Raw genomic sequence first — 25,857 nt, 5'->3', positions numbered from 1 at the left:
TTATTGCTGCCAAGAAAATCATACAAGATGAATATAATGGCTTGTGGTTGGTTGGGGCGAGGGGGTACCTCAATTTTTACGATGGCCGCAATCTACGTCCCGCCTTGGACCAGTCCGGAGCGCCTATAATCGGGGTAACGGATGCTGTTATGGTAGGCCGTTATCTTTGGTTGGTAAAAGACGGCTTTGCTTACCGCTATCACCCACATAGAACAATGTTGACCAAGCTGAATATCAGCATGGTAGAAATCGAGTTTGTCGCCCCTGCCGATGACGGTGCTTGGTTTGCCAACCGTCGTGGTATTTACCATGTCGCGACCTCTGAACAATCTCCCCGGTTTACCGCATTCCCTTACCCGATGAACCTATCGGGGCTGTACCGTACCAAGCACGCATTGCTGGTGGCTTCGATGCAAGGCGTGACGGAATATACAATCGCAGATAATCATTTGGTGCCAGAGCCCAAGGGCACGCTGCTTAGTCAGCACCGGGTAACGGCAGCCTATGAAGATAGCTCGGGAGAGTGGTGGTTTGGCACCCACAACGGTTTGCTAAAAGGGCGCAATGGTCAGCAGGTTGTTTTTAGCAACGGAAAAGCGTTAAACAAAGCGGTGACGAGCATCGTCGAGAACAGCCAAGGATTTTGGGTTGGGACGAAATTTGGCTTGTACCAGTTTGACCGTGACGATAGGCGTTTAACGGTATCTCAATACGAACTGCACAATGACTTTTCGCTGCCAAGTGATCATATTTTGTCGTTACAAGGTGATTCTTATGGCGCGCTCTGGGTCTCGACGGTCAAGGGGCTGCGTTATTTGCCACAGATGGGGAAGAACCTAAAGCGGCGGCGCTTTGGTGACTTGCCAGGTCAGATTGATGCATCAGTCGTCAATGATATGGCTTATAGCAGCAATGGCAATTATTGGCTGGCAACGGATAATGGGTTATTCGAACTCTCTCCGTTTTTGGACGTCCGTCATCATGAACCTCGCTTTGGTTCTATTCGCCAATTGGCGATGTCGGCCGAAGGGCTGTGGCTGGCGGCAGAAAAAGGGATTTATCGCTATTCCCCTCTGACTCACAAGTGGCGGAAGCTCGCCATCCCTACGCTGGATATGTCGGTAACGGCAATCAAGCTCGACCAGTATGGTTCGCTGTGGGTAGCGGCTGGCGCGAGCCTTTATCGCTATTGGCCAGATACCGCAGAGTGGATGGTGTTTGGTAGCCACTGGCAGAAAGATCCGTTGGGTGATGAATCTATTAATGTGATTTATGAAGATAGTGAGCACCAAATTTGGATTGGGACCAATTATGGTCTTTATCTATTTGATTCTGGTCATCTTTATCTTGAAGAAAGCTCACTGGCCAATGGCGGCATCATTGATATCTATGAAGACCGGATGGGGCAGCTTTGGGTCGCTGGCCAATATGGACTCTCTTATTCGCAGGGGCTGAACCCCTTGGCATTGCAAGGGGTTGATCTGGGTAGTACCCGAGCACGCCCAGTGTGTCTGGTGGGCAATAGTAGCGGGGTGTGGGCTGCGTCCAGTCATGGGCTGGCGTATCTGTCGTTTGATGCAACCCTGAAGCGATTGTTTGCCCAAACCGATGCCATTGTTCCCAATGAATTTAATGTATCCGCGTGCCAGCATTCCCTGTTGGGCAATATTTTGCTGGGGAGCCGCGAAGGTATTGTCGAGATTTCGGCAGATCGCTTGCTTAATGCTCCTCGTGAGCCTCTGCGTCTGACCATCAGTGAAGTGAGGGTTGATAATCAACTCTACCAGATTGGTGGCGGTAGCGGGGGTAACTTCGTTTTGCCGTACGGTTCGGCGATTAACGTTGAATTCAGCATTATGCCGGGAATATTGAATCCAAAGGTTGAATATCGTTTGGTTCGGGATTTGCAGGGGAATGGCCCATGGCATGAAATGGGTAGCCCGAGTTTGTCGCTTGACCGGTTGATGCCTGGTGGCTTTGTCCTTGAAGCTCGGATAAATCAGCCTGGGTTGCCGCCTTCGACAGTATTGCGTTTTCCCATCGTCGTTGATAAGCCTTGGTATATGTCAGCCGGCTTGACCTTTGTGGTCCTGAGTTTAGCCGGTGTTATTGTCCTTGGTGGGCTGTATTGGCGTTCGCGTCATTATACTGAGCAAAATATGCAGCTTAAGCAGGCTGTTTTTCAAAAAACTGCCAAGATAGAACTGCATAAGAAGCAGCTTAATGCCAGTAATATTCAGCTGCAGCGGATCCTAGAGGTTCGCCAGACTATCATGGCTCAGTTGTCCAATGAGCTCAGGATGCCGCTGCGTTTGGCAATGGGGCTTATTAATGGATCTCGAGGGAGTGTCGAGGCTGGCAGCAAACTGGCAATGCTCGAGGGGCATATTGCCCATGCATTGCATGTGGCTGAGCAGATGTTGTCTAAAGATGCCCTTGCGCTCAATGAACCTGAAAGGCAGTGCGAGCAGCTTGTCAGTCCGATTATTCAGGCGACGTGCCTGAGCTGGCAGATTGAGGCAGACAAAAAGCAGATTGCGCTGTGCCTTGAGGATACTACCTCGGGGGTGAGCGTCTTCATGGCGCCGTACCATTTGGAAATTATCCTTGGAAACCTGTTATCTAATGCGTTGAAGTATACCGACAGCAAAGGTGGGATCACCGTTACGATCAAATCGCTACAGTCGCAGATTGTGATGTCGGTGAGTGATACCGGCAAGGGGATGTCGGAAGAAACCAAAGCGCATTTATTCGAGAGTTACTACCAAGAAAGCTATCAGCAAGGGAAAGAGACCGGGTATGGTCTCGGTTTGAGCACAGTGAAGCAACTGCTAGAAGTGTATGGCGGTGACATCTCAGTGATCAGTTATCAGGGGCTAGGCAGTGAGTTTATTGTTAGGCTGCCAATTTATCGTAGCAACAATGGCAATAAGTGCGAGAACGGCACTGTTTTGCGACGGCCAGGTAGCCTGCCACATATTTTGATTGCCAGTACCGATAAGGCAGCGATTGAGTGTTGGGAAATGCTGCTCGGTCAGGATTACGCCTTGACGACGGTAAGCGATGGTTACGAGGCCCTGATCACAATGTTTGAACAGTTGCCTGATATGTTGATTGCCGATCAGTCATTACCGGGATTAACGGGGAGCCAGCTATTGCAGCGGGTTGCGGAAGAATGCCCTGATGATTATCAGCCGAAGCGGTTACTTGTTGATGTGGAATCAAGGGATAGCCACCGTGAATACCTCTCTGCGGGTTGGCTTCACCGCGTGTTGCTTAAACCTGTAGATGCCAGCCAGCTGCTAGAACACATCACCCACCTGCTTCCCGTGAGTAAGGCGGCAGGACACTCCGAGTTTTATGATATGAACGATTTTGCGTGGCAAGATCGAGTCAAGGTATTGGTCGTTAAGCATTTTCATGAACTGGAGTTTGATTTGACAATGGCTGCGAAGGCGCTTGGTATGCCGGAGCGAAGCCTACAACGTCAGTTCCAACTCCAATTTGGCATGACATTTAAAGACTATATCGATCAGCTCCGCTTCGAACAGGCAGTTATCATGCTTAAACAAGGTGATAAGGTGGCTGATGTCGCTTTGGCCTGTGGATTTAACGATCCTTCATATTTTACGGCTCGCTTTAAAAGTCACACCGGTTTGACACCAAGCCAATTTGTATCATCAGAGGCCGAAGAATCAGTGGTAGGCTAGATGATTCTTGTTTATCCAGCTCTATTTTACCGAGTGTATTACGTCATGTTTCATTTTTGGAATAAAAGATTTCACTTTGCGCGAGTCTTTATTGACTCAAAACAAATTTAAATGTGTTTCAGAATGTAACATAATACCGGTAAATGCTAATTGTTCTTATTAAGGTATCGGTTTATATGAAACTGTCAGAAATGGTGTGCGGAACAAAAGGGCGCGTGACTGGGATGTCGCGTTTAGCACCTGACACTCGCAAGAAGCTGATGGTGATGGGGGTATTGCCTAATACCCCTATCAGTGTCGTGCGAGTCGCTCCCTTGGGTGATCCTCTGCAAGTACGAGTACGCGGTGTTGATATTGCACTGCGTAAAACGTTGGCTGAGAACATTGAAGTGGAGTTGGATTAATGCAATACAGTATTTTGACAGTTGGTAACCCGAACAGTGGTAAGACGACACTTTTCAATGGCCTGACCGGTGCTAAGCAGCAAGTCGGTAACTGGGCTGGGGTAACAGTAGAGAAGAAAACCGGCCGCTATGATTGCGCAGGTGACAGCTTTGCCCTGACCGATCTTCCGGGTATCTATAGCCTAGATAGTGCCAATGATGCTAACAGCTTGGATGAAGCCATTGCATCGCGTGCTATTTTGACCACTCCGGCTGACGTGATTATTAATGTTGTTGATGCTTCGTGCCTTGAGCGTAGCTTGTACATGACATTGCAGCTCCGTGAGCTAGGCCGACCGATGGTCGTTGTCCTCAACAAGATGGATGTACTCGATCGTCAGCGTCAGGTATTGGATGTCAAAGGGCTGGAAAAAGCACTGGGTTGTCCGGTACTTTGCTTATCTGCCAATAACCAATCACAAGTTGCCGAATTCAAAACCAAGCTGCATAAGATGCTGGCGCAAGGCATTGCGATGGCGGATATGCATCTTGACTACGGTGTCCCGTTCGAGAAGGCTGTTGCTGCGTTGATGCCGCTATTTTCAGATGAGCATCTGAATGTTCGTGCACAGGCGATTCGCGCGCTGGAAAATGACACTCTGATCATCAATACCCTGCATGACGAGCAGAAAGATCTTGCTTGTAATATCCGTAACAAGCTTCAAGTTGACGTTGATCCGGATATTCAGGTGGCTGATACCCGCTATAGCTTTTTGCACACACTTTGCCAGCAGGTTCGCCGCCAGGAAGGTAAGTTGAGCCGCAGCATGAGCGACAAGATTGACAGCGTGTTGCTCAACCGTCTCTTCGGGATCCCGTTTTTCTTTGTGGTGATGTACCTGATGTTTATGTTCTCCATCAACATCGGCAGTTCCTTCATCGATTTCTTTGATATTAGTGTTGGAGCGGTGCTGGTTGACGGGGGGCATTACCTGCTTGATGGCCATTTGCCGGTTTGGCTGGTAACAGTGATTGCCGATGGCATTGGTGGTGGTATTCAGACTGTCGCGACCTTTATTCCGGTTATCGCCTGCCTGTATCTGTTTTTGGCAATGCTTGAGAGCTCAGGTTACATGGCTCGTGCAGCCTTTGTGCTTGACAAGGTCATGCAGAAAATCGGCTTGCCGGGTAAAGCATTTGTTCCTTTGGTATTGGGTTTTGGCTGTAACGTGCCGGCTATCATGGCAACCCGTACCCTTGAGCAGGAGCGCGAGCGTAAGCTGGCAGCTGCGATGGCTCCGTTCATGTCTTGTGGTGCTCGCTTGCCGGTGTATGCGCTGTTTGCTGCTGCATTCTTCCCTGAGAGCGGCCAGAATGTGGTGTTCGGCCTATATATTCTGGGGATTGCCGCAGCGGTGATGACCGGTTTGGTTTTGCGCCATACGATCTACCCGGGTACAAGCGACAGTTTTATTATGGAGCTGCCGGATTACGAGCTGCCAACGCTGCGTAATGTGGGTATCAAGACTTGGCAGAAGTTGAACAAGTTCGTGATGGGTGCAGGCAAGACCATCGTGGTTGTGGTTGCTATTTTGAGCTTCTTCAACTCATTGGGCGTTGATGGTTCATTCGGTAATGAAGACACGCCAAACTCTGTGTTGGCCAAGACGGCACAAATCGTCACTCCGGTATTGGCGCCTATCGGTATCAATGAAGATAACTGGCCAGCGACAGTCGGTATCCTGACGGGTATTTTTGCCAAAGAAGCCGTAGTGGGTACTTTGAACAACCTATATGCACCCGCTGCGGGAGATGAGGGCGAAGCCGAGTATGACCTGCTGGGCAGCCTTAACGAGGCGGTGATGTCTATTCCAGCCAATCTGTCTGATTTGAGCTATAGCGATCCGCTGGGTATTACCGTCGGCGAGCTGGAAAATCAGAGCATCGCGGCAGAAGAGCAGGAAGTTGATGCATCTATCTTTGGTAATATCCAGGCGCATTTTGTGAGCTCGGCAGCGGCGATGGCTTATCTGATCTTCATCTTGCTGTATACGCCTTGTGCGGCTGCAATGGGTGCCTATGTTCGTGAATTTGGCCAGAAATACTCGGTGTTCATTGCAAGCTACACCATGCTTTTGGCATATACCTTTGCAACTTACTGGTATCAGATTGCACACTTTAGCGATCATCCGGCGACCAGCATGATGTGGATAGGTGTGTTTACCCTGCTGAACGGCGGTTTGTTTGTATACTTCAAGCGTAAAGGCAGCCAACAAGCCAAAGAGTGGGCAACACAATGATCCTACAGCAGCTAAAACAGTATCTTGAACAGCATGGCCGTGCGAGCCGCCAGTCGATAGCCCGTCATTTCGGGATGTCGGAAGACGGTGTCGAAGCAATGCTTGACGTATGGATCCGCAAGGGGAAAGTCGGCAGGGAGCTGGTTGGTTGCAGTAGTGATGCCTGTTGCCAAGGGGCGCAGGAGATCTGGTACCGCCCGCTTCGCAGCGATGAGCTGGCCGTGACGGTCATGCGCAGCTGACAAATATTGCGAGTCCAATCAATAAAGAAGGCAGCCAATTGGCTGCCTTTTTGTTACCTGCGATAAGCGTATGCTCAGCAATTATCCGTGGTTAGGCGGCGGTGAATCCATCGATAGAGGATAGCTCGGCGCGCAATTCTTCAGCCAGCGCCTGCTGCAGATCTTCGCTGCGCTGGGTGCCATCGGTATTGCCCCAGATAGGTCCTGGCCATGCGATATCCCCTTCGAAGCGGGCAATATGGTGGACGTGGAGCTGGGGAACCAGATTGCCCAGTGCTCCGACATTGATTTTGTCGGCTTTGTAGTCGCTTTCCAAAATAGCGGCAACGGCACTGGATTCGCGCATCAGCTGTTGCTGTTCTTGCTCTGGAAGGTGGTGGATCTCACGAAGATCCTCTTTGCGTGGTACCAGGATTAACCACGGCCCGAGCGATTCTTTGGATAGGAGGACACGGCTTAGCGGCAGATCACCCAGCACAGTGGTATCTGCTGCTAGTCTCGGATGGAGTGAAAATTGTGTCATGGTTATACCTTAAATGTATTGTCCAGCTCACAGGCTGAGAGAATAAGTACGGCTGTCGATGGTGACTAGGTTAGGATAAAGTCATATAACTGGCAATAAGTTACCGCTGGCTATGCGGGTTGTTGTCAGAACAGTCAGTATACCTGGTTAAGGTGCTATGTGACTGGGGTATAAATCCAAAGGGGGCTCATGATGGCTGACTATCAACAGGTATTGGACTATTGGTTTGGCGAAATCGACGAAGAAGTCACACTCGAAAACCGCAACAAGCTTTGGTTTCAGGGCGGAGAAGAGGTTGATCTTGCGATAGCCGAACAATTTCGTGCTTTGGTCAGCAAGGGTGGAGTCGGTGAATTGAGCCATTGGACGGAACATCCGAGGGGGACACTGGCTCTGATCATTTTGCTCGATCAGTTTACCCGCAATATCTATCGCGGGTTGGGCGCGGCATTTCGTTATGACTCGATGGCCTTAGCAATGTGCAAACGGGGGCTGGCTCTGGATCAGGACTTGCAGTTGACACCTATTGAGCGGGTCTTTTTCTACATGCCGCTTGAACACTCGGAGGCATTGGAAGATCAGGAAGAAGCCGTGTTTCGTTTTGACCGCTTGCGTCAGTCAGTGACACCATTGCATTATGCCCAGTTTGATCACTTCTATCGCTATGCGGTAAGCCATCTTGATGTGATAAAGCGATTCGGCCGCTTTCCTCACCGAAATGCCGTGCTTGGGAGGCTATCGACTCAGGATGAGTTGAGCTGGCTCCATCATGGCGGGCAGCGCTTTGGCCAGTAGCGGATGAGAGGTGGGTCATTCTTGTTTAGCTTGGTTGCAAGCAATAAAAAAGCCTTCCGCGATAACGGAAGGCTTTTTGCTGTGCTCAAGATTGCACACCGTAGTGTGCATCTTGGCCTAAGGCGAATTACATGCGCTCTAGTGTTTCGATACCTAGCAGATCCAGACCTTGCTTGATGGTCTTCGCTGTCAGGTTGGCCAGCTTCAGGCGGCTCTGCTTCACGGCTTCTTCTGCGTTCAGAATTGGGCACGCTTCGTAGAAGCTTGAGAATAGGCCTGCAAGCTCGAACAGGTATGCACACATTACGTGTGGGTGGCCTTCGCGAGCAACTGTCTGTACGGCTTCTTCGAACTGAAGCAGCTTAGATAGCAATGCCTGCTCTTTCTCTTCGTTGATCACGATTGGGTGAGTCAGATCAGAGAGCTCAACACCGGCACGCTTGAAGATAGAGGCAACACGGGTGTAGGCATACTGCATGTACGGTGCAGTGTTGCCTTCGAATGCCAGCATGTTGTCCCAGTCGAAGATGTAGTCAGTGGTACGGTGCTTAGAAAGATCCGCGTACTTAACCGCTGCCATAGCAACAGTTTTCGCGATGTTGTCTTTCTCTGCAGCATCCAACTCTGGGTTTTTCATTTCGATTAGTTTCGCAGCGCGCTCTTCTGCTTCGTCCAGCAGATCAGCAAGGCGAACAGTACCACCGGCACGGGTCTTGAACGGACGACCGTCTTTGCCCAGCATCATACCGAATGCGTGGTGCTCAAGAGAAACGCTCTCTGGCACGTAGCCGGCTTTACGAACGATAGACCAAGCCATCATCAGGTGCTGGTGCTGGCGTGAGTCGATGAAGTAAAGCACGCGGTCTGCGCCTAGTTTCTCGTAGCGGTACTTGGCACAGGCGATATCGGTAGTGGTGTACAGGAAGCCGCCGTCACGCTTCTGGATGATAACACCCATAGGCTCGCCGTCTTTGTTCTTGTACTCGTCAAGGTAGACAACCATCGCGCCGTCATCTTCTACAGCCAGACCTTTTTCTTTCAGGTCAGCCACGATGCCTGGCAGCATTTCGTTGTACATTGACTCACCCATTACGTTCTCGTCAGTCAGAGACACGTTTAGGCGGTCGTAGTTGCGCTGGTTTTGCTTCAGGGTGATCTCAACCAGTTGCTTCCACTTCTCTAGGCAGTACTCGTCACCGCTCTGTAGGCGAACAACGTAGTTACGCGCAGTCTCGGCAAACTCGGCATCTTCATCGTATAGGACTTTTGATTCGCGGTAGAAACCTTCAAGATCGCTGATGTTCATTGATACGTCAGCGCCTTCTTGCTCCTTGCGAACCATGTTGGCGATAAGCATACCGAACTGGGTACCCCAGTCACCAAGGTGGTTAGCACGGATCACGTTGTGACCCAGGAATTCAAGGGTACGTACTACGGCATCACCGATGATAGTAGAGCGCAGGTGGCCCACGTGCATCTCTTTGGCAACGTTTGGCGCAGAGTAGTCAACAACGATGTTTTTCTTCTCTTCTGTCTCTACAGCAAGGCGTGGGCTGCGAAGGGCAGTTTCAGCTTGCTCGGCCAGCCATTCTTTGTTCAGGAAGATATTGATGAAGCCAGGGCCAGCAATCTCAACTTTCTCGGCAATGCCGTCTAGGTCTAGTTGCTCGATAACTTTCTGTGCGAACTCGCGAGGGTTGGTGCCAAGTTTTTTGGCAACGCCCATTACACCGTTGGCCTGGTAATCACCAAACTGAATTTTCGCCGACTGGCGAACTGCGGCAGGGCTACCGGCAGGAGCACCTGCGGCTTCTAGCGCCTGGGAAACTTTGTCATTAATAAGTGCTTGAATGTTCACACGCTTATCCTTCAAATCATTGATACGCCGGTAAATGGCGAGGCCACAATCGCTGTGTATTCAAAAGTCTTTGCCATCAACAATAGTCACGTCCCCCCGAAAGTAGAGATAGTTTCGGGAAAAGATAGGAACGTGAGTATTTTTGACGGGTTAATCTCCCCATTTGGAGAGAAAACATCTTGAATACATAACGTGTATTGCCCTAATAATACCCACAAACTTAGGGCATTTGGCAAGGTGTAAAGGCGATAGATTGCGTTTTTTTTTAAATAAGTATCGTAGCTCGAAAAATATGCACAATCCAAGAGAGTACAAGGCCTTTGCCACCATCAATAAGGGCTGTCACAAATAGTTAAACTGTGGATAATTATGCGTTCAACCGCTAGGCAGTAAAAACTGGAGAAAATACATGCAGAAGCTCGAAGAAAAAGGGTTGCTTCCTGAGCTGATGATCGATGCATTGCCGGATTTTGCGGCGAGAATTGAGGCTTTAGCTGAAAAACTTGGGCTGACACTGGATGACTATCAGGCCGACCACATTGCCTTGAGGGTCAATGACTGGGACTGTGCTGAGCGGCTTCACAAGGCTTGGTTGGCCTATGGCGAAGAGTGGTCGAACACCGAAATCAACGGCCGACCGATAGTGGTGATTGGCCTGCGCGAGCCATTGCAAGTTGGGCCTTGGCAAGTCGAAGCTCTGGAATTGCCTTATCCGGGAAGCAAGCAATATCCCTCAGAAGGCTGGGAACACCTGGAGTTTGTCGTGCCATCGACGGCAGGCACGACAGATGGGCTCAAGGTAGATTTGGAAGAGACTTTTCCGTCGTTGGCACAGTATTGGAACGAATTGGATGCTCTGAACGTTAAAATAAAGGCAAGCAGTCCGGCGGGTGAAAAAGAGCGGTTGGCCAACCCGACATTTGCATTCAAGCACGATGGTGTTTGTATCAAGCTCCACCCTTGCTCGCTCAAGGACGTGATTGCGAGCGAAGCCGAATAATCTCTTTCGATCATGCTTGTCCCGCCGCTGGCTGGGACGAGCATGAATACCTGCTGTTTCCTTCTGTCTATCTATCTGCTTACAGCACTACAGTCCGGTTGGCGTAGACAAAGACTTTGTCGTCGGTGACCAGTCCTAGCGCCTTGCTGAGGACAGATTTTTCGACATCTCGCCCGGCCTTGGCCATGTCTGCGGCATTGAAGTTGTGATCAACCGGGATGACATTCTGAGTAATGATCGGTCCTTCGTCGAGATCGTTGGTGACGAAGTGGGCGGTTGCCCCAATGATTTTCACCCCGCGCTCGTAGGCTTGCTGGTATGGTTTGGCACCGATGAAAGCAGGGAGGAAGCTATGGTGGATATTGATGATTTTATTGGGGAACTTGCTGACAAAAGATGGCGACAGAATCCGCATGTACTTTGCCAGAACCACGTAGTGGGGCTGGTAGGGCTCAATGACTGCTAGCAGGGCTTCTTCGTGTTCCTCGCGGGTGAGGCCATCGTGGCTGACGAAGTGGTAGGGAACGCCAAACTTCTCTGAAAGATCGGACAGGTCATCGTAGTTTCCGACAATGGCGGCAATATCGATGTTGAGGGTGCCGTCGAGAACCTTGACAAGAATATCGCCGAGGCAATGGGCTTCCTTGGTGACCATGATAACAACCCGCTTGCGTTCCGGGCCTATCAGGTGGCGTCGACTGCCTGTTGGCAGGGCGTGGTCGAGATCCAGCAGGAAGGTCTTGTCATTGAAATACCCTTCAAGTTCGGTACGCATGAAGAACCGATTGTAGGTATTGTCGACAAATTCGCGGTTGTGGATGATGTTGAGCTGGTGCTTGTAGCAAATGTTGGTGATTTTGCTGATCAGTCCCATCGCATCCGGGCAATCTGTCAACAGGGTTTTCTTTTCCATAAATGATCTTCCTTGAACGTATATCGTTACCGTTACTGATCCGAGCGAGTGTGTCCATCGTCGGCGCATCGGGGGGAACTAGTTATTTACCGCGGATTGGAAGCGGGGTCAAAGCCTAAATGCCCTTCAGGAGGACTGGCAATTAAACATGGTCGCCCTGATGGAATATTGGCATAATGAACGGTTCGATAACCCCATAGTCTTAGAATGATGATTGCGAAGTTTTTTGCCGCCGGCGGTGCGTTGGACAAAGCCATTCCTGGTTTTCAGGCCCGCCAGCCCCAGATAGACATGGCCGAAGCGGTCGCCGATGCTATTCAGTCCGACGGCCAGTTGGTCGTAGAGGCCGGTACGGGTACGGGCAAAACCTTTGCGTACTTGGTGCCGGCGCTGGTCAGCGGCAAGAAAACCATCATTTCCACCGGTTCTAAGAACCTTCAGGATCAGCTGTTCCATCGTGATCTCCCTTTGATGAAAGATGCGTTGGGCTTCAGTGGCCGGGTCGCCTTGCTCAAGGGGCGGAGCAACTATCTGTGCCTCGACCGGATGAGCCGCCAGATCACCGAAAGCCACGGTGTGCATACGGATCCCAAGCAGCTTGGCCAGATGGTGCAAGTGCGTAGCTGGTCATCTTCGACCAAGACGGGCGATTTGGGCGAGTGCGCCGATATTGCCGAGGATAGCCCGGTTATCCCGTTGATCACCTCGAACAATGATAACTGCCTGGGCCGGGAATGCCCGTCCTATGAGGACTGCTTTGTCGTCAAGGCTCGGCGCCGGGCGATGGAAGCCGATGTGGTTGTCGTCAACCACCATTTGTTCTTGGCCGATTTGGCCATCAAGGAGACCGGTTTTGGCGAGCTGATCCCCGAAGCCGATGTGTTCATTTTTGACGAAGCCCATCAGTTGCCGGATATTGCCAGCCAGTATTTTGGCCAGAGTTTGTCGAGTCGCCAGCTCCAGGATCTGGCCAAGGATATTGAGATTGGCTACCGGACGGAAGCCAAGGATATGCGCCAGCTGCAAAAGACGGCCGAGCGGTTGCACCAGTCGGCGTCGGATATGCGTATTGTGCTTGGCGAGCCGGGGTTCCGCGGCAATTGGCGCGAGGTGGTTAATAGCCCGGCCATCCAGCGCGAGATCATCCGCCTGCAAGATGCCTTAGAGCTGACCCATGAGGTGCTCAAGTTGGCGCTGGGGCGTAGCCAGTTGCTGGATGCGGCCTTCGAGCGGGCGACCCTGCTCAAGGCGAGGCTCGAGCGGGTGTGTGATACCACCATTACCGGGTATTCCTATTGGTACGAATGCACGCCGCGCCATTTCAGCTTACATATTACGCCGCTGTCAGTTGCCGATAAATTTCACGAGCAGATCAGCGAGCAGGGCGGGGCATGGATCTTTACCTCGGCGACGCTGGCGGTCAATGATGACTTCAGCCATTTTAGTGAGCGTCTTGGGTTGGCGCCCAAACGACAGTTTTCGTTGGACAGCCCGTTCGATTACCAGCAGCAGGCATTGCTCTGCGTCCCCCGTTTTCTTCCTGAACCCAATAGCTTTGGGATAGCTGACCGGCTGGTGGCATTGCTGGCTCCGGTGATCACGGCCAACAACGGGCGCTGTTTCTTTTTGTGTACTTCGCACCAGATGGTACGTGAGCTGGCAGAAGGGTTCCGGGCGGCATTGGCGTTGCCGGTGCTGGCCCAGGGCGAAACGACCAAGCAGAAACTTCTGGAAGAATACCTGGCCTTAGGGGATGCGCTGCTTATTGCGACCAGTGCGTTCTGGGAGGGGGTCGATGTTAGAGGACAGGCCCTAAGCTGTGTTATCATTGATAAATTACCGTTTACAGCACCGGATGACCCGCTGCTGAAAGCACGAATAGAAGATTGCCGCCTGCGTGGTGGTGATCCCTTCTCGCAGGTCCAGATCCCTGACGCGGTGATCACCCTCAAACAGGGGGTTGGCCGATTGATCCGCGATACGCAGGATAAAGGGGCATTGGTGATCTGCGACAACCGTTTAGTCACCCGCCCGTACGGGTCGGTGTTTTTACAAAGCCTGCCAGCGATCCCCCGTACTCGTGACGTGGGGCGTGTCGGGCAGTTTCTATCTTCAGTGAATGGCCAACAAGAGCCCGAGGACACTGAGGAACAGCACACTGAGGCTTGAATGAGCAACAAAATCCTTGCAGTTGATACTGCTACTGAAAATTGTTCCGTTGCCCTGCTTGTGGGCGATGATGTGATTTCTCGTTGCGAATATGCACCGCGCGAGCATACCACCAAGATCCTACCAATGGTCGATGAGGTTCTGGCCGAGGGCGGTTTGACCCTGAGTCAGCTGGATGCTCTGGCGTTTGGCCGTGGCCCTGGTAGCTTTACCGGGGTGCGTATTGGAATTGGTATTGCGCAGGGCTTGGCATTTGGTGCCGATCTGCCAATGCTGGGCATTTCAACCTTGGCGGCAATGGCCCAAGGTACGTATCGGATCCATCAGTCAGAACAGGTATTCACCGCCATTGATGCGCGGATGGATGAAATCTACTGGGGGCAATACCTTCGTCAGGCTGACGGTGATTGGCAGGTTATCGGTGCCGAGCAGGTGATCAAGCCTGCCACATTGGCCGAGCAGCTTGGTGCGGCAGAGGGTATTTGGACCTGTGCCGGTACGGGCTGGGAAAGTTATGCCGAGGCATTAGCGAGTATTCCTGCAAAAATGGAGCAAGGTACTGTTCTGTATCCAGATTCTGCGGATATGGTACACTTGGCTAAATATGCACTGGCGCGTGGAGAAACCGTTGCGGCCGAACTTGCAAGCCCGGTTTACCTGCGCGATACCGTAACATGGAAAAAGCTGCCGGGACGTGAGTAATCCCCTTTATCTCGGTTAGGTACCTGTCATATATAGTCAGGCAAGAAAACGGCATCTTATGATGCCGTTTGCCATACGAGTCGCCGGCCCAGCCCCGCTGAGGCGGCATTGGTCCATTTGACACTGGAATTTCATATGGTCTCGATTCATCGCCTCCCCGTTACTCTTCCGCAGTCATCACCGCGCTCGAAGCCGGTGTCGTCGTCGCAAACGCCCAGCCAGCCGACAGAGGTCGCCCGTGCTGTCGCCCAGACAGTGAGGGATCCCTCGCTTATTGAAGAAGCCCGCGGGCATATTCAGTATGATCAGCCGCAAGGAAAAGGCCACGAGGCCGTCTCCTCTTATCTTGGGGTGATGAACCAGCAGCGACGGGATGAGCTTTCGGCTATGGTTGGGGTGGATGTCTATGTTTGATGCGGTAGGGGAATAAATCGATAATTTGTTGCTAGTCGCTGGGCTGCTTGGATCTTCGCCAATTACCAAGGAGATAAGGATGTTTAGAAAGCTTATTGTTGGGCTGGTTAGTACGTTTATGGTAGGCTGCGCCTCGATCCCAGAGGCGCTGGTAACAGAATCACCGGCCCCAATCAGTGATATTCGTGACCTTGAAGGCCAGATTCAACAATCTGCCGGCCAGGATGTACGCCTTGGCGGTATTATTGCGGCTATCAGTAACGGTCAGAGTCAAACACGGCTTGAAATCGTTGCCGTACCGATTGGCAGTGATGCTCGCCCTAAGATAAAAAGCCAGCCTCAGTCGAGGTTTGTAGCTTATGTCGATGGCTTTCTTGAGCCGATGGAGTACCAGCCCGGCAGGCTGATCACGGTTGCCGGTAAAGTGCAGGGTAAGGAGCAAGGGAAAGTCGGGGAGTACGACTATACCTATCCGGTCGTCTCTGCCACAGGCACTAAGCTGTGGACTGTGAAGCAGGAAATATGGATTGATGATTTTGACCGTTTCCCGCCTTGCTTTGGGGTTCACTGTCGCCAAAATACCTGGTATGGCGGTTATTCCCGAGGTGAAGTACGCGAGCGGGTCACGCCTTGAGTAACGGAGGCACAATGTCACCGTTCACGCTAGGATTGGCGGGAGCATCCCTACATGGGTTGTGCTCATTTCCTCCAAGCTGGCTGACTGATGGCGGCGGGGCCCCACGAGGGCTCGATAAACCGGTTCTTTTGCTGCTGCATGGCTGGCAGGATAATGCAGCCAGTTTTACTCCGCTCTTTCCGTTACTGGTTGATGACTACTACCTTGTAGCACTGGATTGGCCTGGGCATGGTTTGTCCTCGCACCGGAGCTCGGACAACTATTACCATTTTGTTGACTATATCGATGATCTGGCACAGGTTGTTGACGCGCTGCCGAGCAACCGTGTGGTATTGCTCGGGCATTCATTGGGCGCATTGGTCTCAGTTTGCTATGCTGCGGCGTTTCCTGAGCGGGTGGATGGGGCTGTGCTGCTTGAAGGATTGGCTCCGTTATCTGAATCACCACAGAATGCGGTATTGAGGTTAAGGCAGGGGATCGAGAGCCGACAGCGCTTTCGCCTTCGGCAAGCAAGACTCCCTCGAACCATGCCCGACCTTGAGCTGGCTGTGCGGTTGCGTTGTCAGATCAATGGCCTGTCACCGGAGCAAGTGCGGCCGTTGGTTGAACGGGGCACATACAGTGATGGGGGGCGTTGGTTCTGGCGTCATGATCCGCGTCTGCGTTGCGATTCTCTGTATCGAATGGGAGAGGAGCAGGCAGCGGCTTATGTCTCATCACTGTCATGCCCGGTTTTGTCTATTGTTGGGCAAAGCGGCTTTGCATCGTTGAAGGGGCAGTCTGGCCGCTTGCCGGATTGGCCGACGTTGATCCAGCATGAGGTGCCGGGCGGCCACCATTGCCATCTGGAAAGCCCTGAACGGGTGGCCGAGCAGATTATATTGTTTCGTTCGAATATGAAGAATTCGGTTTTTGAACCGAATGTAAGTTAATTGTTGACTGTGTGGTAATTGTTGTCGGCATGTCCTTGTGCCTGACCGTTGCCATGCAGTATTGGCCTTGCGCCATGATATATAAGGAGAGTGCAAGTGGATAAGGTTTGGCTTAACCGCTATCCGGAAGATGTACCGGCTGAGATCAACCCGGATCTCTATCCGTCTTTGGTTGAAATGTTTGAGCAGTCTGTTCAGAAGTATGCTGACCAAACGGCGTTCATCAATATGGGTCAGGTAATGACCTTCCGTAAGCTGGAAGAGCGTAGCCGTGCATTCGCCGCCTACCTGCAAAATGAGCTGAATCTGCAAAAGGGCGACCGTGTTGCCGTGATGATGCCGAATTTGTTGCAATATCCGATTGCGCTGTTTGGTATTTTGCGTGCTGGCTGTGTGGTGGTTAACGTCAATCCGCTGTACACGCCGCGCGAGCTTGAGCATCAGTTGAATGACTCCGGCGCCAAAGCGATTGTGATTGTCTCTAACTTTGCCCATACCCTTGAAACCGTTGTTAAGAACACCGGCGTCGAGCACGTTGTTCTGACCAGTCTGGGTGATCAGCTGTCTCGTCCGAAGGGCACTTTGGTGAACTTCGTGGTGAAATACATCAAAAAGATGGTGCCGAAATACAATCTTCCGCATGCCACCTCATTGCGAATGGCACTGCGCAAGGGCCGTCGCATGCAGTATGTGAAACCGTTCATGTCTGGCGATGACATGGCGTTCTTGCAGTATACGGGCGGAACAACCGGTGTAGCCAAAGGTGCCGTTCTTAGTCATCGCAACATGCTGGCTAACTTGATGCAGGCCAAAGGGGCTTATGGCCCTGTGCTGACCGAGGGGCGTGAAATGATCGTAACGGCATTGCCGCTATATCATGTCTTTGCCTTGACCGTAAACTGCCTGTTGTTTATCGAAATGGGCGGTCGCAACCTGCTGATCACCAACCCGCGCGATATCCCAACGTTTGTCAAAGAACTTCAGCGTTACCCATTCACCGCGATCACTGGGGTTAATACCCTGTTCAATGCCTTGGTGAACAACGAGGATTTCCACGAGATTGATTTTAGCAATCTCCGCCTTTCTGTTGGCGGTGGCATGGCGGTACAGCGTGTCGTGGCCGAAAAATGGAAGCAGATCACCGGTAACTACCTGCTGGAAGGCTACGGCTTGACCGAGTGTTCGCCGCTGGTGGCCGCTTACCCTTACGACTTGGTTGACTATAATGGCTCTATTGGCTTGCCAGTTCCATCGACCGAAGTTCGTATGGTTGATGATGAAGGCAACGTCCTAGGCAATGACCAGACAGGCGAACTACAGGTTCGTGGTCCTCAAGTGATGCGTGGTTACTGGCAGCGTCCGGAGGCAACCAAGGAAGTCCTGAATGACGAAGGCTGGTTGTCGACGGGTGATATTGTCCGCTTTGACGACGAGGGCTTCTTGCATATCGTCGATCGCAAGAAGGACATGATCTTGGTGTCGGGCTTCAATGTGTACCCGAACGAGATCGAAGATGTGGTTGCGTTGCACGACAAGGTACTGGAAGTGGCCGCGATTGGTGAGCCGCATGAAGTGTCTGGCGAAATTGTGAAGATTTGTGTGGTTAAACGCGATATCAGCTTGACTCGTGAGGACTTGCTGGAGCACTGCCGCGAACACCTGACAGGCTACAAGGTGCCTAAAATTATCGAGTTCCGCGAGGAACTGCCAAAGACCAATGTGGGTAAGATCCTTCGCCGAGCCTTGCGCGAGGAAGCTGACAAGACGTCGTCCGAGCAGGCCTAACGAACTGGAATTTGAATAACTAATGCCGGCAGTAAGCCGGCATTTTATTGGTGAGATAACCGTGAATTTTGAAATTATTACCAGCGCAGCGCGCTTGGAAACCGTTTGTGGCCAGGCTAGAAAGAAGCCGGTAGTGATGCTGGATACCGAATTTGTCCGTACCCGTACCTTGTATCCAAAATTGGGATTGGTACAGCTGTTTGATGGCGATAACCTCGCTCTGATTGACCCGCTGGCTATTGATGATCTTGAGCCGCTATGGGATTTGCTTCGCGATCAGTCGGTGGTGAAGGTGCTTCACGCTTGTGGTGAAGATCTTGAGGTGTTCCAGCATTATGCGGGCTGCCTGCCTGTGCCTATGGTTGATACTCAGATCATGGCGGCATTTTTAGGCTATGGTGTTTCGGCTGGATTTGGCACCTTGGTGAAGGATTTTCTTGGCGTAGAGCTCGACAAGGGCGAAGCGAGAACCAACTGGTTGGCTCGTCCGTTGACTGACAAGCAGCTTGATTATGCCGCAGCCGATGTATTTTACCTGATGCCGCTTTACGAGGCTTTGTTGCCGCAGGTTGAAGCGCGTGGGTGGGCCGAGGCTCTTGAGCAGGAATGCGCCAGCCAGATGCTAAAGCGGATGAAGTCGGCTGATCCTGAGCGTGCTTATTTGGACGTGAAGAACGCCTGGATGCTCAACCCGAAGCAACTGGCTGTGCTGCAGCAGGCAGCAAAGTGGCGGATGCTTGAGGCGCGCAAGCGTGACTTGGCTTTGAACTTCGTCGTTAAGGAGCTGAATATTTGGAAGCTGGCTCGGTTGGGCATCAAGTCCAAAGCCGTTATGGAAAAAGAAGGCTTTGACAGCATGGAAATACAGCGCCATGGAAGCCGTTTGATCAAGATGGTGTTTGATGTCGAGGACATGGCTGCCGAACACTACCCGGAGAAGATCACCCGTTTGGTTGATCACCCGCGTTATAAGCAGACGGTTAAGGCACTCAAAGATGTTGTGGCGGAAGTACAGGAGCAAACAGGCCTGTTGCCAGAACTGTTGGCATCAAAAAAACAGATTAACCAGCTGATCAGTTGGGCATGGAACAAAGACCGTGCGGAAGCCCTTCGCCCGGAGATGCTCAAAAACTGGCGTCAACCGTTGTTCGAGGCAAAGGTACTGCCATTACTGGACAATAGCCAGTAACTGACAGATATGTCAGTTCGCCGCATCAGATAAACACAGCCCCGCAGAAGCGGGGCTTTGTTTTATTTGTCGTCATCGGGCAGGGTGACGTTTAACTCTAGTACCGAGAGATCTTCTTCTCGCTGGTCTAGGTTGACCGTAACCTGATCCGGGCTGATAGCAACATACTTTTGAATGACTTCCAGTATGTCTTGCTTCAGCTGAGGCAAATAGCTTGGTGCACCCTGATTGGCAGAGCGGCGTTCCGCAACAATAATTTGCAGCCGCTCTTTGGCAACACTGGCTGTCGTCGGTTTCTTGGGACGGAAAAACTCTAACAGTGCCATATTGTATTACCCTCCGAACAGTCGTTTAAGGAACCCTTTTTTCTCTTCTTCAAGAAAACGGAAAGGACGCTCCTCGCCAAGTAGGCGGGCGACCATATCTGCATAAGCCATACCAGCATCTGACTCTTTGTCGAAGATGACTGGCTCGCCTTTGTTGGAGGCGTTGAGTACGGCTTGGCTCTCAGGGATAACCCCTACTAGCGGTATGCGTAGGATTTCTTCTACATCGCCAACACTCAGCATTTCACCCAGTGTCACGCGGGCTGGGTTGTAGCGGGTAAGTAGAAGATGAGTCTTTACTGGATCCAAGGATTGTTCGGCCCGGCGTGACTTAGAATCAAGAATGCCAAGGATACGATCTGAGTCGCGTACAGAAGACACTTCCGGATTGGTTGTAACGATGGCTTCATCGGCAAAGTACAGTGCCATCAGGGCACCGGTTTCGATACCGGCTGGTGAGTCACAGATAATGAACTCGAAGTCCATTTCTTTTAGTTCATCAAGAATACGGCCGACCCCTTCTTTGTTCAGCGCTTCTTTATCTCGGGTTTGAGATGCAGGCAGAACATAGAGGTTGTCAACACGCTTATCTTTGATCATGGCCTGGTTCAGCGTAGCTTCACCATTGATCACGTTAACAAAATCATAAACGACACGGCGTTCACAACCCATGATTAAATCGAGGTTGCGCAAGCCGATATCAAAGTCAATTACAGCGGTCTTTTTGCCAAGAATGGCCAGGCCCGAAGCAATGGCTGCACTAGAGGTAGTCTTACCAACGCCACCTTTTCCTGAGGTAACAACGATAATACGTGCCATCATTAATTCCTTATTAAACGTTATAGAGCGAGAGGCTCTATGTTCAAATTACTGTCAGCGAGTGAGATAACGACTTGCTTACCCCAAAATTCGTCCTGAATATTGTCACTTAACCAGTAATTCCCAGCAATCGAGATTAGTTCTGGTTGTAGGTTATGGCAAAAAATTTTCGCATTGGGTTGCCCATTGGCCCCGGCAATCGCACGTCCGCGTAAGGTGCCATAGATATGGATGCAGCCATCAGCGATAATTTCTGCCCCTGCACTAATATGGCTCATGACAACAAGATCACAGTTCTTGGCATACACTTGTTGGCCTGAACGCACGGGATTGGTAATGATCCGTGTCGGTTCCATGGTAACGGTTTCTGCGGTTTCTGTCGCTTTGGTATGGCGTGCGGCATTCATAATTGCGAAGCCCGCCTCTTTGGCCTGTTCGCGCTGAATGTTGCCTTTGCAGCCACTAATACCGACAGGAATGACACCAGCTTGACGAATACGTTGATTTAATTCATTAAAATCGATATTTTCGCCAGCTTGGCTGACGTCAATGACAACCGGAGCTGCCGTGAAAAAATGAGGTGCCTGCTCAACTTTCTGTTTTAGGAAGTCGGCGGCTTTTTGGATGTCACCATCCACCAAGTGGAGGGCAGAGAGGGTAAAGGAGCCTCCCTTTAGTTCTGCTGTTTTTGTCATGAGGTATCAGGATGACTGTCGCTAAATTAGCCGGTTGGGTACGTTATCTCGAGATACCTAGCATGTTATATTCCAAACCGTATATCAGCAAGCTATCCTTGCCCTAAGGTTGCAAATTCGGAGCCGTATCTCATCGTGTTTTGCGAGTTTGGAAGCGGGAATAGGGCTGGCTGGGAATGATTGATGGATTCTGCGGTCATAATAGATAATTATCGTAAAGGTTATGCAAAGCATGTTGTGTGCAATTTATAGAAGTCCGAAAAAAGACAGTACCTACTTATATATCAGTAAGAAGGATGACTTTTCGTCTGTGCCGGATGCGTTGATGTCGACATTTGGAACCCCGCAGTTCGTGATGGTGATTAAGCTAGACGAAAGACGGAAACTGGCACAAGCGGATATAGAGAAAGTAAGAGCAGCATTGGTTGCGCCGGGTTATTACTTGCAAGTACCGCCGCCGGTACCGAACTTGCTTGAGATGTACAAGGCTGACAAGGCTGCCAAAAGCCAAGGGTAAATTATGCAAAAGCGATTGGTATCGGCCTTAGTGGCCTTAGGATTAGGACTGACATCTGTTGCTTCGGCGGCAGATACTGAATTTGATCAATATGTTGAAGGGCTAAAAGCCGAAGCCCGGGAAAATGGAATTTCAGAACCAATCCTCAATACGGCTTTTGATGGCATTGAGTTTGTAGAGCGCGCAGTCAAGGCGGATAAAAATCAGCCGGAGAAAAAATTAACGCTCGATGAATATATTCCTCGTGCAGTACCAGCTTGGAAAGTGAAGCAGGCTCGCGATTTATACCAGAAGCATAAAAGTGTGCTTGATGACATCGGAAAGAAATACGGTGTGCAGCCACGTTTTATTGTTGCTTTGTGGGGTGTGGAAAGTAATTTCGGACGCTTAACCGGAAATTATAATGTGATTGAAGCATTATCAACGATGGCTTATGAAGGCCGCCGGGAAGCATTTTTCCGCAAGCAGGTAATGGCAGCCTTGGAAATATTGGATGCCGGCCATATCGAACCACAAGAGATGAAAGGCTCATGGGCGGGGGCAATGGGACAACCACAGTTCATGCCAACCTCTTTTCTGACCTATGCCGTTGATGGTAATAGCGATGATAAGATTGATATTTGGAAAACCCAAGCCGATGTATTTGCTTCTGCAGCTAATTATCTTCATCAGGAAGGATGGAACGATCAATATACCTGGGGCCGACAGGTTAAATTGCCTGAGAACATTGATAGTGCCCTTATGGGAATCGATAAAGAGAAAGGACGTTCTCTTGCCGAATGGGAATCGCTAGGTGTTCGTCGTTTAAATGGAACGGATTTGCCGAAGGTAGATATAAAAGCCTGGCTTATTCAACCAGATGATAGACATGGTAGAGCATATTTGGTGTATGGTAATTACCAAGTACTGCTCCATTGGAATCGCTCACACTATTTTGCTTTAGCGGTAAGTCACTTGGCTGATAGTATTCGTTAGAGCTCAAACAAAAAAAGCCAGCATTGATGTCTGGCTTTTTACTCAATATGGATAAGTTTTTGCTATATATATCTATTCGCTATCCCTTTAACGTATTGGCTTTTTAATTCAAAGGTTTAGAAATAGATTTTAAATAGTGCAAATAAAAAACCCGACCATGTGTCGGGTTTTTAATAAATTAGTCGATTATTTGATTTCGAACTCTTCTAGAGATTTACCTTCATCAAGTGCTTTTTTAAGTGCACTTGGTGTACGGCCTTGGCCAGTCCAAGTTTTCTCTTCACCGTTTTCATCAATAAAGCGGTATTTAGCAGGACGCTGAGCGCGTTTTGCTTTTGGTGCTTTAGATAGTGTTGCTAGAAGTTCTTCTGGGTCAATACCGTCAGCAAGTAGCATTTCACGATATTGAGCCAACTTTTCATTGCGCTCTTCTTCTTTAGCGCGAACTTCTTGTTCTTGCTCTGCACGCTCTTCAACAACGGTAGTTAGTTTTTCTAGCGCTTCTTGTAGTTGTTCAAGAGTATATTCACGAGATAGTGCGCGAAGACTACGAAGATTCGTTAGCACTTTCATTAGATCAGACATGTTGTTATTTCCTGTTGGCTAAATACTGTAAAAAAAGAATAGCAGTAATAATTCTATAATTGCAATATTAATACTTTGAACTTGATAAGCCAAATAGAAATTTAATACTTCAATTAAAAAAATGATTATTAATAGGGGATAACTCTCATTAGTAATATTCTGTTGCTAATTGTAAACCCCACTTAATTGTTATCAAGATCCCAAAGAAGCGGTGCTACATGTTGCTTATCGCATGGTTGTGATTGAACTGGTGTGATGTTTTTTTAATCGCCACTGCAAAACTATTCACCAATATTGTTAAATCTTTCACGCTTCGTTGTTGCAATTGGATTTCCATTCCGTATTATTGACTTTACCTAGACCATAGGTAGAGGAGCATTGTCTAATAGTAGTTAGCCTTAGGGTGATACCAAAGAGGGATAACGAAAGGAGCCAGTGCCGAAGTGAGTTTTGGGTTATCAAGCCAGCTTGCTGGGGTTGTCGCCGAATAGGGGCAACACTGCCATAGTATATAATGACATTAACTATGGAGCGCTACTGTGGAGTCGGACGAGGGTATAGCCCTCCCTTCCTTATACTCTTTACGCATGACATGACGTTGTGTTTCGCAGTAGGTCTCCAACCAGGAACGGTTGTAGTAGAGATCATGAATATAGTAGATTTTTCCCATTCGGTAGTATCGATTATTCCCCCTCTGGTTGCGTTGGGGTTGGCAATATTAACTCGCCATGTCCTGTTTTCTCTTGGGGTAGGCATTGTGTTAGGTGCCTTACTGTTAAGCGATTTTGCTCCATTACAGGCCGCATCGTATATAGGTACAACGGTAAAAGGGTTGTTTATCGATGATGGCAGCATTAATAGCTGGAATATGAGCATTGTTGCCTTTCTTATTTTATTGGGTATGACAACGGCGTTGTTGACGCTGTCAGGCGGTACCCGTGCTTTTGCCGAGTGGGCACAAACCAAGATAAAAACAAAACGGGGGGCAAAGCTACTCGCAGCATTCTTGGGCGTCTTCATTTTTGTCGACGATTATTTCAATAGTCTTGCCGTGGGGTCGATTTCTCGCCCTGTTACTGACCGTTTTTACGTATCCCGCGCAAAATTGGCGTATATTCTTGACTCTACCGCTGCACCGATGTGTGTATTGATGCCAGCTTCAAGCTGGGGGGCTTATATTATTACCTTGATTGGTGGAATATTAGTGTCTCACGGTGTGACAGAGTACACCCCGTTAGGTGCGTTCCTTCAGTTGGCCCCAATGAACTTCTATGCCGTTTTTGCCCTGTTAATGGTTTTTGTGGTGGCATGGTTTCAATTGGATATTGGCCCAATGAAGAAGCACGAACTAGAGGCGAGTCATTGCCGTGGCTTCGATGAAGGGGATGCGGATAAGCGAGCCAAGGATTTAAATGAAGAGTTGGAAATTGTCGAAAGCGCTAATGGTAAAGTTTCCGATTTGGTGATGCCAATTATTGCTCTGATTATCGCCACCTTCTTCTTTATGATTTATACCGGTAGCCAAGCACTTTCCGCCGATGATTTGCCGTTTACCTTATTGGGAGCATTTGAAAATACCGATGTGGGGATGTCATTGGTATATGGTGGACTTATTGGTCTGGTCTCTGCCTTAATTCCTATTTTTCGCCAGCGTATCGCAATGGGGGATGTGGTCTCAACAATGTGGATTGGGGCTAAGTCGATGTTTGGTGCAATATTGATCCTACTCTTTGCGTGGAGTATTGGTAGCGTGATCGGTGATATGGCAACAGGCAAATATTTGTCGACCTTGGTTGAAGGCAGCCTAGATCCGATGTTGTTGCCCGCTATTTTATTTTTGCTCGCTGGCGTGATGGCGTTTGCGACGGGTACATCGTGGGGGACGTTTGGTATTATGTTGCCAATCGCTGGGGATTTGGCTGCGGCAACAGATATTATGTTGATGCTGCCAATGCTTGGCGCGGTATTGGCTGGTTCCGTATTTGGTGACCACTGCTCGCCGATATCCGATACCACGATTTTGTCCTCGACCGGTGCCCGGTGTCACCATATCGACCACGTTTCCACCCAGTTGCCTTATGCGCTGTCAATTGCTTTGGTATCGACCATAGGTTTTCTTGTACTGGGTGCGACGGACTCATTGGCGGTCGCTTTCTTGGCCGCGACGGTTGCCTTTATCATCATGTGTAGCGTGTTGTATTGGATATCCCGGAGATCTTCTGATTTAACAGCCAAAGCATAATTGGACATACCAACGACAAAGAGTCTGTATTTGCGATACAGACTCTTTTTTATGCCTGTGATTTTGAGACGGCGGCTTTTAATCTTGGGGCGATTTCTGTAGCATCACGGCAGTTTTTTTGACTCAACCTACTTCGACTAGGAAAG

Annotated in this window: 23 protein-coding genes and 1 riboswitch; of the genes, 16 read left to right on the top strand and 7 right to left on the bottom strand. The window is 50.0% G+C overall.

The window, feature by feature from the left end:
- Positions 1–149: 149 nt before the first annotated feature.
- The 4 genes from ACSF8X_RS13360 (at position 150) to ACSF8X_RS13345 (ending at position 6,635) form a co-directional block, all read left to right on the top strand.
- A complete protein-coding gene (locus ACSF8X_RS13360; protein ID WP_500850201.1) occupies positions 150–3,710 on the top strand; it encodes a hybrid sensor histidine kinase/response regulator transcription factor in 3,561 nt (1,186 codons plus the stop codon).
- A 176-nt stretch (positions 3,711–3,886) separates the two neighbouring features.
- Positions 3,887–4,114, top strand: coding sequence for a FeoA family protein (locus ACSF8X_RS13355; protein WP_500850200.1), 228 nt, complete (start codon positions 3,887–3,889; stop codon positions 4,112–4,114).
- On the top strand, positions 4,114–6,393 hold the full coding sequence (gene feoB / locus ACSF8X_RS13350; RefSeq protein ID WP_047877322.1) for a Fe(2+) transporter permease subunit FeoB: 2,280 nt from the start codon (positions 4,114–4,116) through the stop codon (positions 6,391–6,393). Before ACSF8X_RS13355 ends, feoB begins: the two co-directional genes overlap by 1 nt.
- On the top strand, positions 6,390–6,635 hold the full coding sequence (locus ACSF8X_RS13345; RefSeq protein ID WP_047877321.1) for a FeoC-like transcriptional regulator: 246 nt from the start codon (positions 6,390–6,392) through the stop codon (positions 6,633–6,635). Before feoB ends, ACSF8X_RS13345 begins: the two co-directional genes overlap by 4 nt.
- A gap of 91 nt (positions 6,636–6,726) precedes the next feature.
- Here the strand turns inward: ACSF8X_RS13345 and ACSF8X_RS13340 are convergent, their stop codons facing one another.
- Positions 6,727–7,158, bottom strand: a complete 432-nt coding sequence (locus ACSF8X_RS13340; protein ID WP_047877320.1) for an HIT domain-containing protein — start codon at positions 7,156–7,158, stop codon at positions 6,727–6,729.
- Positions 7,159–7,347: 189 nt separating this feature from the next.
- Between ACSF8X_RS13340 and ACSF8X_RS13335 the strand changes: the two genes are divergently transcribed.
- Positions 7,348–7,953, top strand: coding sequence for a DUF924 family protein (locus tag ACSF8X_RS13335; RefSeq protein ID WP_047877319.1), 606 nt, complete (start codon positions 7,348–7,350; stop codon positions 7,951–7,953).
- Between the two features lie 127 nt (positions 7,954–8,080).
- On the opposite strand, the gene argS is transcribed toward ACSF8X_RS13335, so the two are convergent.
- On the bottom strand, positions 8,081–9,811 hold the full coding sequence (gene argS, locus ACSF8X_RS13330; protein ID WP_047877318.1) for an arginine--tRNA ligase: 1,731 nt from the start codon (positions 9,809–9,811) through the stop codon (positions 8,081–8,083).
- Between the two features lie 409 nt (positions 9,812–10,220).
- Here argS and ACSF8X_RS13325 point away from each other — a divergent pair, with 409 nt between their 5' ends.
- Complete coding sequence (locus ACSF8X_RS13325) at positions 10,221–10,811, top strand: VOC family protein (protein ID WP_500850199.1); 591 nt, start codon at positions 10,221–10,223, stop codon at positions 10,809–10,811.
- A 79-nt stretch (positions 10,812–10,890) separates the two neighbouring features.
- Here ACSF8X_RS13325 and purU read toward each other — a convergent pair whose 3' ends face one another.
- Positions 10,891–11,724: a formyltetrahydrofolate deformylase gene (gene purU, locus ACSF8X_RS13320; protein ID WP_047877316.1), complete on the bottom strand. Its 834-nt coding sequence runs from the start codon at positions 11,722–11,724 to the stop codon at positions 10,891–10,893.
- A gap of 210 nt (positions 11,725–11,934) precedes the next feature.
- Between purU and yoaA the strand changes: the two genes are divergently transcribed.
- From yoaA to rnd, 7 genes are all read left to right on the top strand, one after another.
- Positions 11,935–13,893, top strand: a complete 1,959-nt coding sequence (gene yoaA, locus ACSF8X_RS13315) for a DNA repair helicase YoaA (protein WP_500851191.1) — start codon at positions 11,935–11,937, stop codon at positions 13,891–13,893.
- Positions 13,894–14,595, top strand: a complete 702-nt coding sequence (gene tsaB / locus ACSF8X_RS13310) for a tRNA (adenosine(37)-N6)-threonylcarbamoyltransferase complex dimerization subunit type 1 TsaB (protein WP_047877315.1) — start codon at positions 13,894–13,896, stop codon at positions 14,593–14,595.
- Between the two features lie 135 nt (positions 14,596–14,730).
- Positions 14,731–15,009, top strand: coding sequence for a hypothetical protein (locus tag ACSF8X_RS13305; RefSeq protein ID WP_047877314.1), 279 nt, complete (start codon positions 14,731–14,733; stop codon positions 15,007–15,009).
- Between the two features lie 79 nt (positions 15,010–15,088).
- Entirely contained in the window at positions 15,089–15,643 is a 555-nt protein-coding gene (locus tag ACSF8X_RS13300; protein ID WP_500850198.1) for a Slp family lipoprotein, read from the top strand.
- Between the two features lie 14 nt (positions 15,644–15,657).
- On the top strand, positions 15,658–16,578 hold the full coding sequence (locus ACSF8X_RS13295) for an alpha/beta fold hydrolase (RefSeq protein ID WP_500850197.1): 921 nt from the start codon (positions 15,658–15,660) through the stop codon (positions 16,576–16,578).
- Positions 16,579–16,674: 96 nt separating this feature from the next.
- Entirely contained in the window at positions 16,675–18,363 is a 1,689-nt protein-coding gene (fadD, locus tag ACSF8X_RS13290; protein WP_500850196.1) for a long-chain-fatty-acid--CoA ligase FadD, read from the top strand.
- Between the two features lie 61 nt (positions 18,364–18,424).
- Positions 18,425–19,552 carry a ribonuclease D gene (gene rnd, locus ACSF8X_RS13285; RefSeq protein WP_500850195.1) on the top strand — a complete coding sequence of 376 codons (1,128 nt, stop codon included), beginning with the start codon at positions 18,425–18,427 and terminating at the stop codon, positions 19,550–19,552.
- Positions 19,553–19,614: 62 nt separating this feature from the next.
- Here rnd and minE read toward each other — a convergent pair whose 3' ends face one another.
- The 3 genes from minE to minC are packed head-to-tail and all read right to left on the bottom strand — an operon-like array spanning position 19,615 to position 21,392.
- Positions 19,615–19,878, bottom strand: coding sequence for a cell division topological specificity factor MinE (gene minE / locus ACSF8X_RS13280; RefSeq protein WP_047877310.1), 264 nt, complete (start codon positions 19,876–19,878; stop codon positions 19,615–19,617).
- 6 nt (positions 19,879–19,884) lie between these two features.
- Positions 19,885–20,697: a septum site-determining protein MinD gene (gene minD / locus ACSF8X_RS13275; RefSeq protein WP_047877309.1), complete on the bottom strand. Its 813-nt coding sequence runs from the start codon at positions 20,695–20,697 to the stop codon at positions 19,885–19,887.
- Between the two features lie 20 nt (positions 20,698–20,717).
- Positions 20,718–21,392 carry a septum site-determining protein MinC gene (gene minC / locus ACSF8X_RS13270; protein WP_047877308.1) on the bottom strand — a complete coding sequence of 225 codons (675 nt, stop codon included), beginning with the start codon at positions 21,390–21,392 and terminating at the stop codon, positions 20,718–20,720.
- A gap of 232 nt (positions 21,393–21,624) precedes the next feature.
- Here minC and ACSF8X_RS13265 point away from each other — a divergent pair, with 232 nt between their 5' ends.
- Both ACSF8X_RS13265 and ACSF8X_RS13260 read left to right on the top strand, forming a co-directional pair.
- Positions 21,625–21,909, top strand: a complete 285-nt coding sequence (locus tag ACSF8X_RS13265; protein ID WP_047877519.1) for a YcgL domain-containing protein — start codon at positions 21,625–21,627, stop codon at positions 21,907–21,909.
- A gap of 3 nt (positions 21,910–21,912) precedes the next feature.
- Complete coding sequence (locus tag ACSF8X_RS13260) at positions 21,913–22,884, top strand: lytic murein transglycosylase (protein WP_500850194.1); 972 nt, start codon at positions 21,913–21,915, stop codon at positions 22,882–22,884.
- Between the two features lie 186 nt (positions 22,885–23,070).
- Here ACSF8X_RS13260 and ACSF8X_RS13255 read toward each other — a convergent pair whose 3' ends face one another.
- Positions 23,071–23,469, bottom strand: coding sequence for an H-NS family histone-like protein (locus ACSF8X_RS13255; RefSeq protein ID WP_047877306.1), 399 nt, complete (start codon positions 23,467–23,469; stop codon positions 23,071–23,073).
- Between the two features lie 360 nt (positions 23,470–23,829).
- Positions 23,830–24,014, top strand: a riboswitch (Lysine riboswitch).
- Between the two features lie 101 nt (positions 24,015–24,115).
- Here ACSF8X_RS13255 and ACSF8X_RS13250 point away from each other — a divergent pair.
- The gene (locus ACSF8X_RS13250; RefSeq protein ID WP_047877305.1) at positions 24,116–25,711 is read left to right on the top strand and encodes a Na+/H+ antiporter NhaC family protein; all 1,596 of its coding nucleotides are present in this window, start codon (positions 24,116–24,118) and stop codon (positions 25,709–25,711) included.
- Positions 25,712–25,857 lie beyond the last annotated feature (146 nt).

It is taken from the genome of Photobacterium panuliri (assembly GCF_059920555.1).
Note: the sequence above shows the minus strand (reverse complement) of the source record. Positions and strands in the feature narration are given on the sequence as shown.

What these genes read in the sequence shown, in the direction of transcription:
- feoB (WP_047877322.1), top strand. Translation starts at nt 4,114, where the DNA reads ATGCAATACAGTATTTTGACAGTTGGTAACCCGAACAGTGGTAAGACG.
- minE (WP_047877310.1), bottom strand. Translation starts at nt 19,878, where the DNA reads ATGGCACTGTTAGAGTTTTTCCGTCCCAAGAAACCGACGACAGCCAGT.
- ACSF8X_RS13250 (WP_047877305.1), top strand. Translation starts at nt 24,116, where the DNA reads ATGAATATAGTAGATTTTTCCCATTCGGTAGTATCGATTATTCCCCCT.
- ACSF8X_RS13335 (WP_047877319.1), top strand. Translation starts at nt 7,348, where the DNA reads ATGATGGCTGACTATCAACAGGTATTGGACTATTGGTTTGGCGAAATC.
- ACSF8X_RS13255 (WP_047877306.1), bottom strand. Translation starts at nt 23,469, where the DNA reads ATGTCTGATCTAATGAAAGTGCTAACGAATCTTCGTAGTCTTCGCGCA.
- ACSF8X_RS13355 (WP_500850200.1), top strand. Translation starts at nt 3,887, where the DNA reads ATGAAACTGTCAGAAATGGTGTGCGGAACAAAAGGGCGCGTGACTGGG.
- minC (WP_047877308.1), bottom strand. Translation starts at nt 21,392, where the DNA reads ATGACAAAAACAGCAGAACTAAAGGGAGGCTCCTTTACCCTCTCTGCC.
- ACSF8X_RS13295 (WP_500850197.1), top strand. Translation starts at nt 15,658, where the DNA reads ATGTCACCGTTCACGCTAGGATTGGCGGGAGCATCCCTACATGGGTTG.
- ACSF8X_RS13265 (WP_047877519.1), top strand. Translation starts at nt 21,625, where the DNA reads ATGTTGTGTGCAATTTATAGAAGTCCGAAAAAAGACAGTACCTACTTA.
- ACSF8X_RS13260 (WP_500850194.1), top strand. Translation starts at nt 21,913, where the DNA reads ATGCAAAAGCGATTGGTATCGGCCTTAGTGGCCTTAGGATTAGGACTG.
- ACSF8X_RS13300 (WP_500850198.1), top strand. Translation starts at nt 15,089, where the DNA reads ATGTTTAGAAAGCTTATTGTTGGGCTGGTTAGTACGTTTATGGTAGGC.
- ACSF8X_RS13345 (WP_047877321.1), top strand. Translation starts at nt 6,390, where the DNA reads ATGATCCTACAGCAGCTAAAACAGTATCTTGAACAGCATGGCCGTGCG.
- yoaA (WP_500851191.1), top strand. Translation starts at nt 11,935, where the DNA reads ATGATTGCGAAGTTTTTTGCCGCCGGCGGTGCGTTGGACAAAGCCATT.
- tsaB (WP_047877315.1), top strand. Translation starts at nt 13,894, where the DNA reads ATGAGCAACAAAATCCTTGCAGTTGATACTGCTACTGAAAATTGTTCC.
- ACSF8X_RS13325 (WP_500850199.1), top strand. Translation starts at nt 10,221, where the DNA reads ATGCAGAAGCTCGAAGAAAAAGGGTTGCTTCCTGAGCTGATGATCGAT.
- purU (WP_047877316.1), bottom strand. Translation starts at nt 11,724, where the DNA reads ATGGAAAAGAAAACCCTGTTGACAGATTGCCCGGATGCGATGGGACTG.
- ACSF8X_RS13340 (WP_047877320.1), bottom strand. Translation starts at nt 7,158, where the DNA reads ATGACACAATTTTCACTCCATCCGAGACTAGCAGCAGATACCACTGTG.
- minD (WP_047877309.1), bottom strand. Translation starts at nt 20,697, where the DNA reads ATGGCACGTATTATCGTTGTTACCTCAGGAAAAGGTGGCGTTGGTAAG.
- ACSF8X_RS13305 (WP_047877314.1), top strand. Translation starts at nt 14,731, where the DNA reads ATGGTCTCGATTCATCGCCTCCCCGTTACTCTTCCGCAGTCATCACCG.
- ACSF8X_RS13360 (WP_500850201.1), top strand. Translation starts at nt 150, where the DNA reads ATGGTAGGCCGTTATCTTTGGTTGGTAAAAGACGGCTTTGCTTACCGC.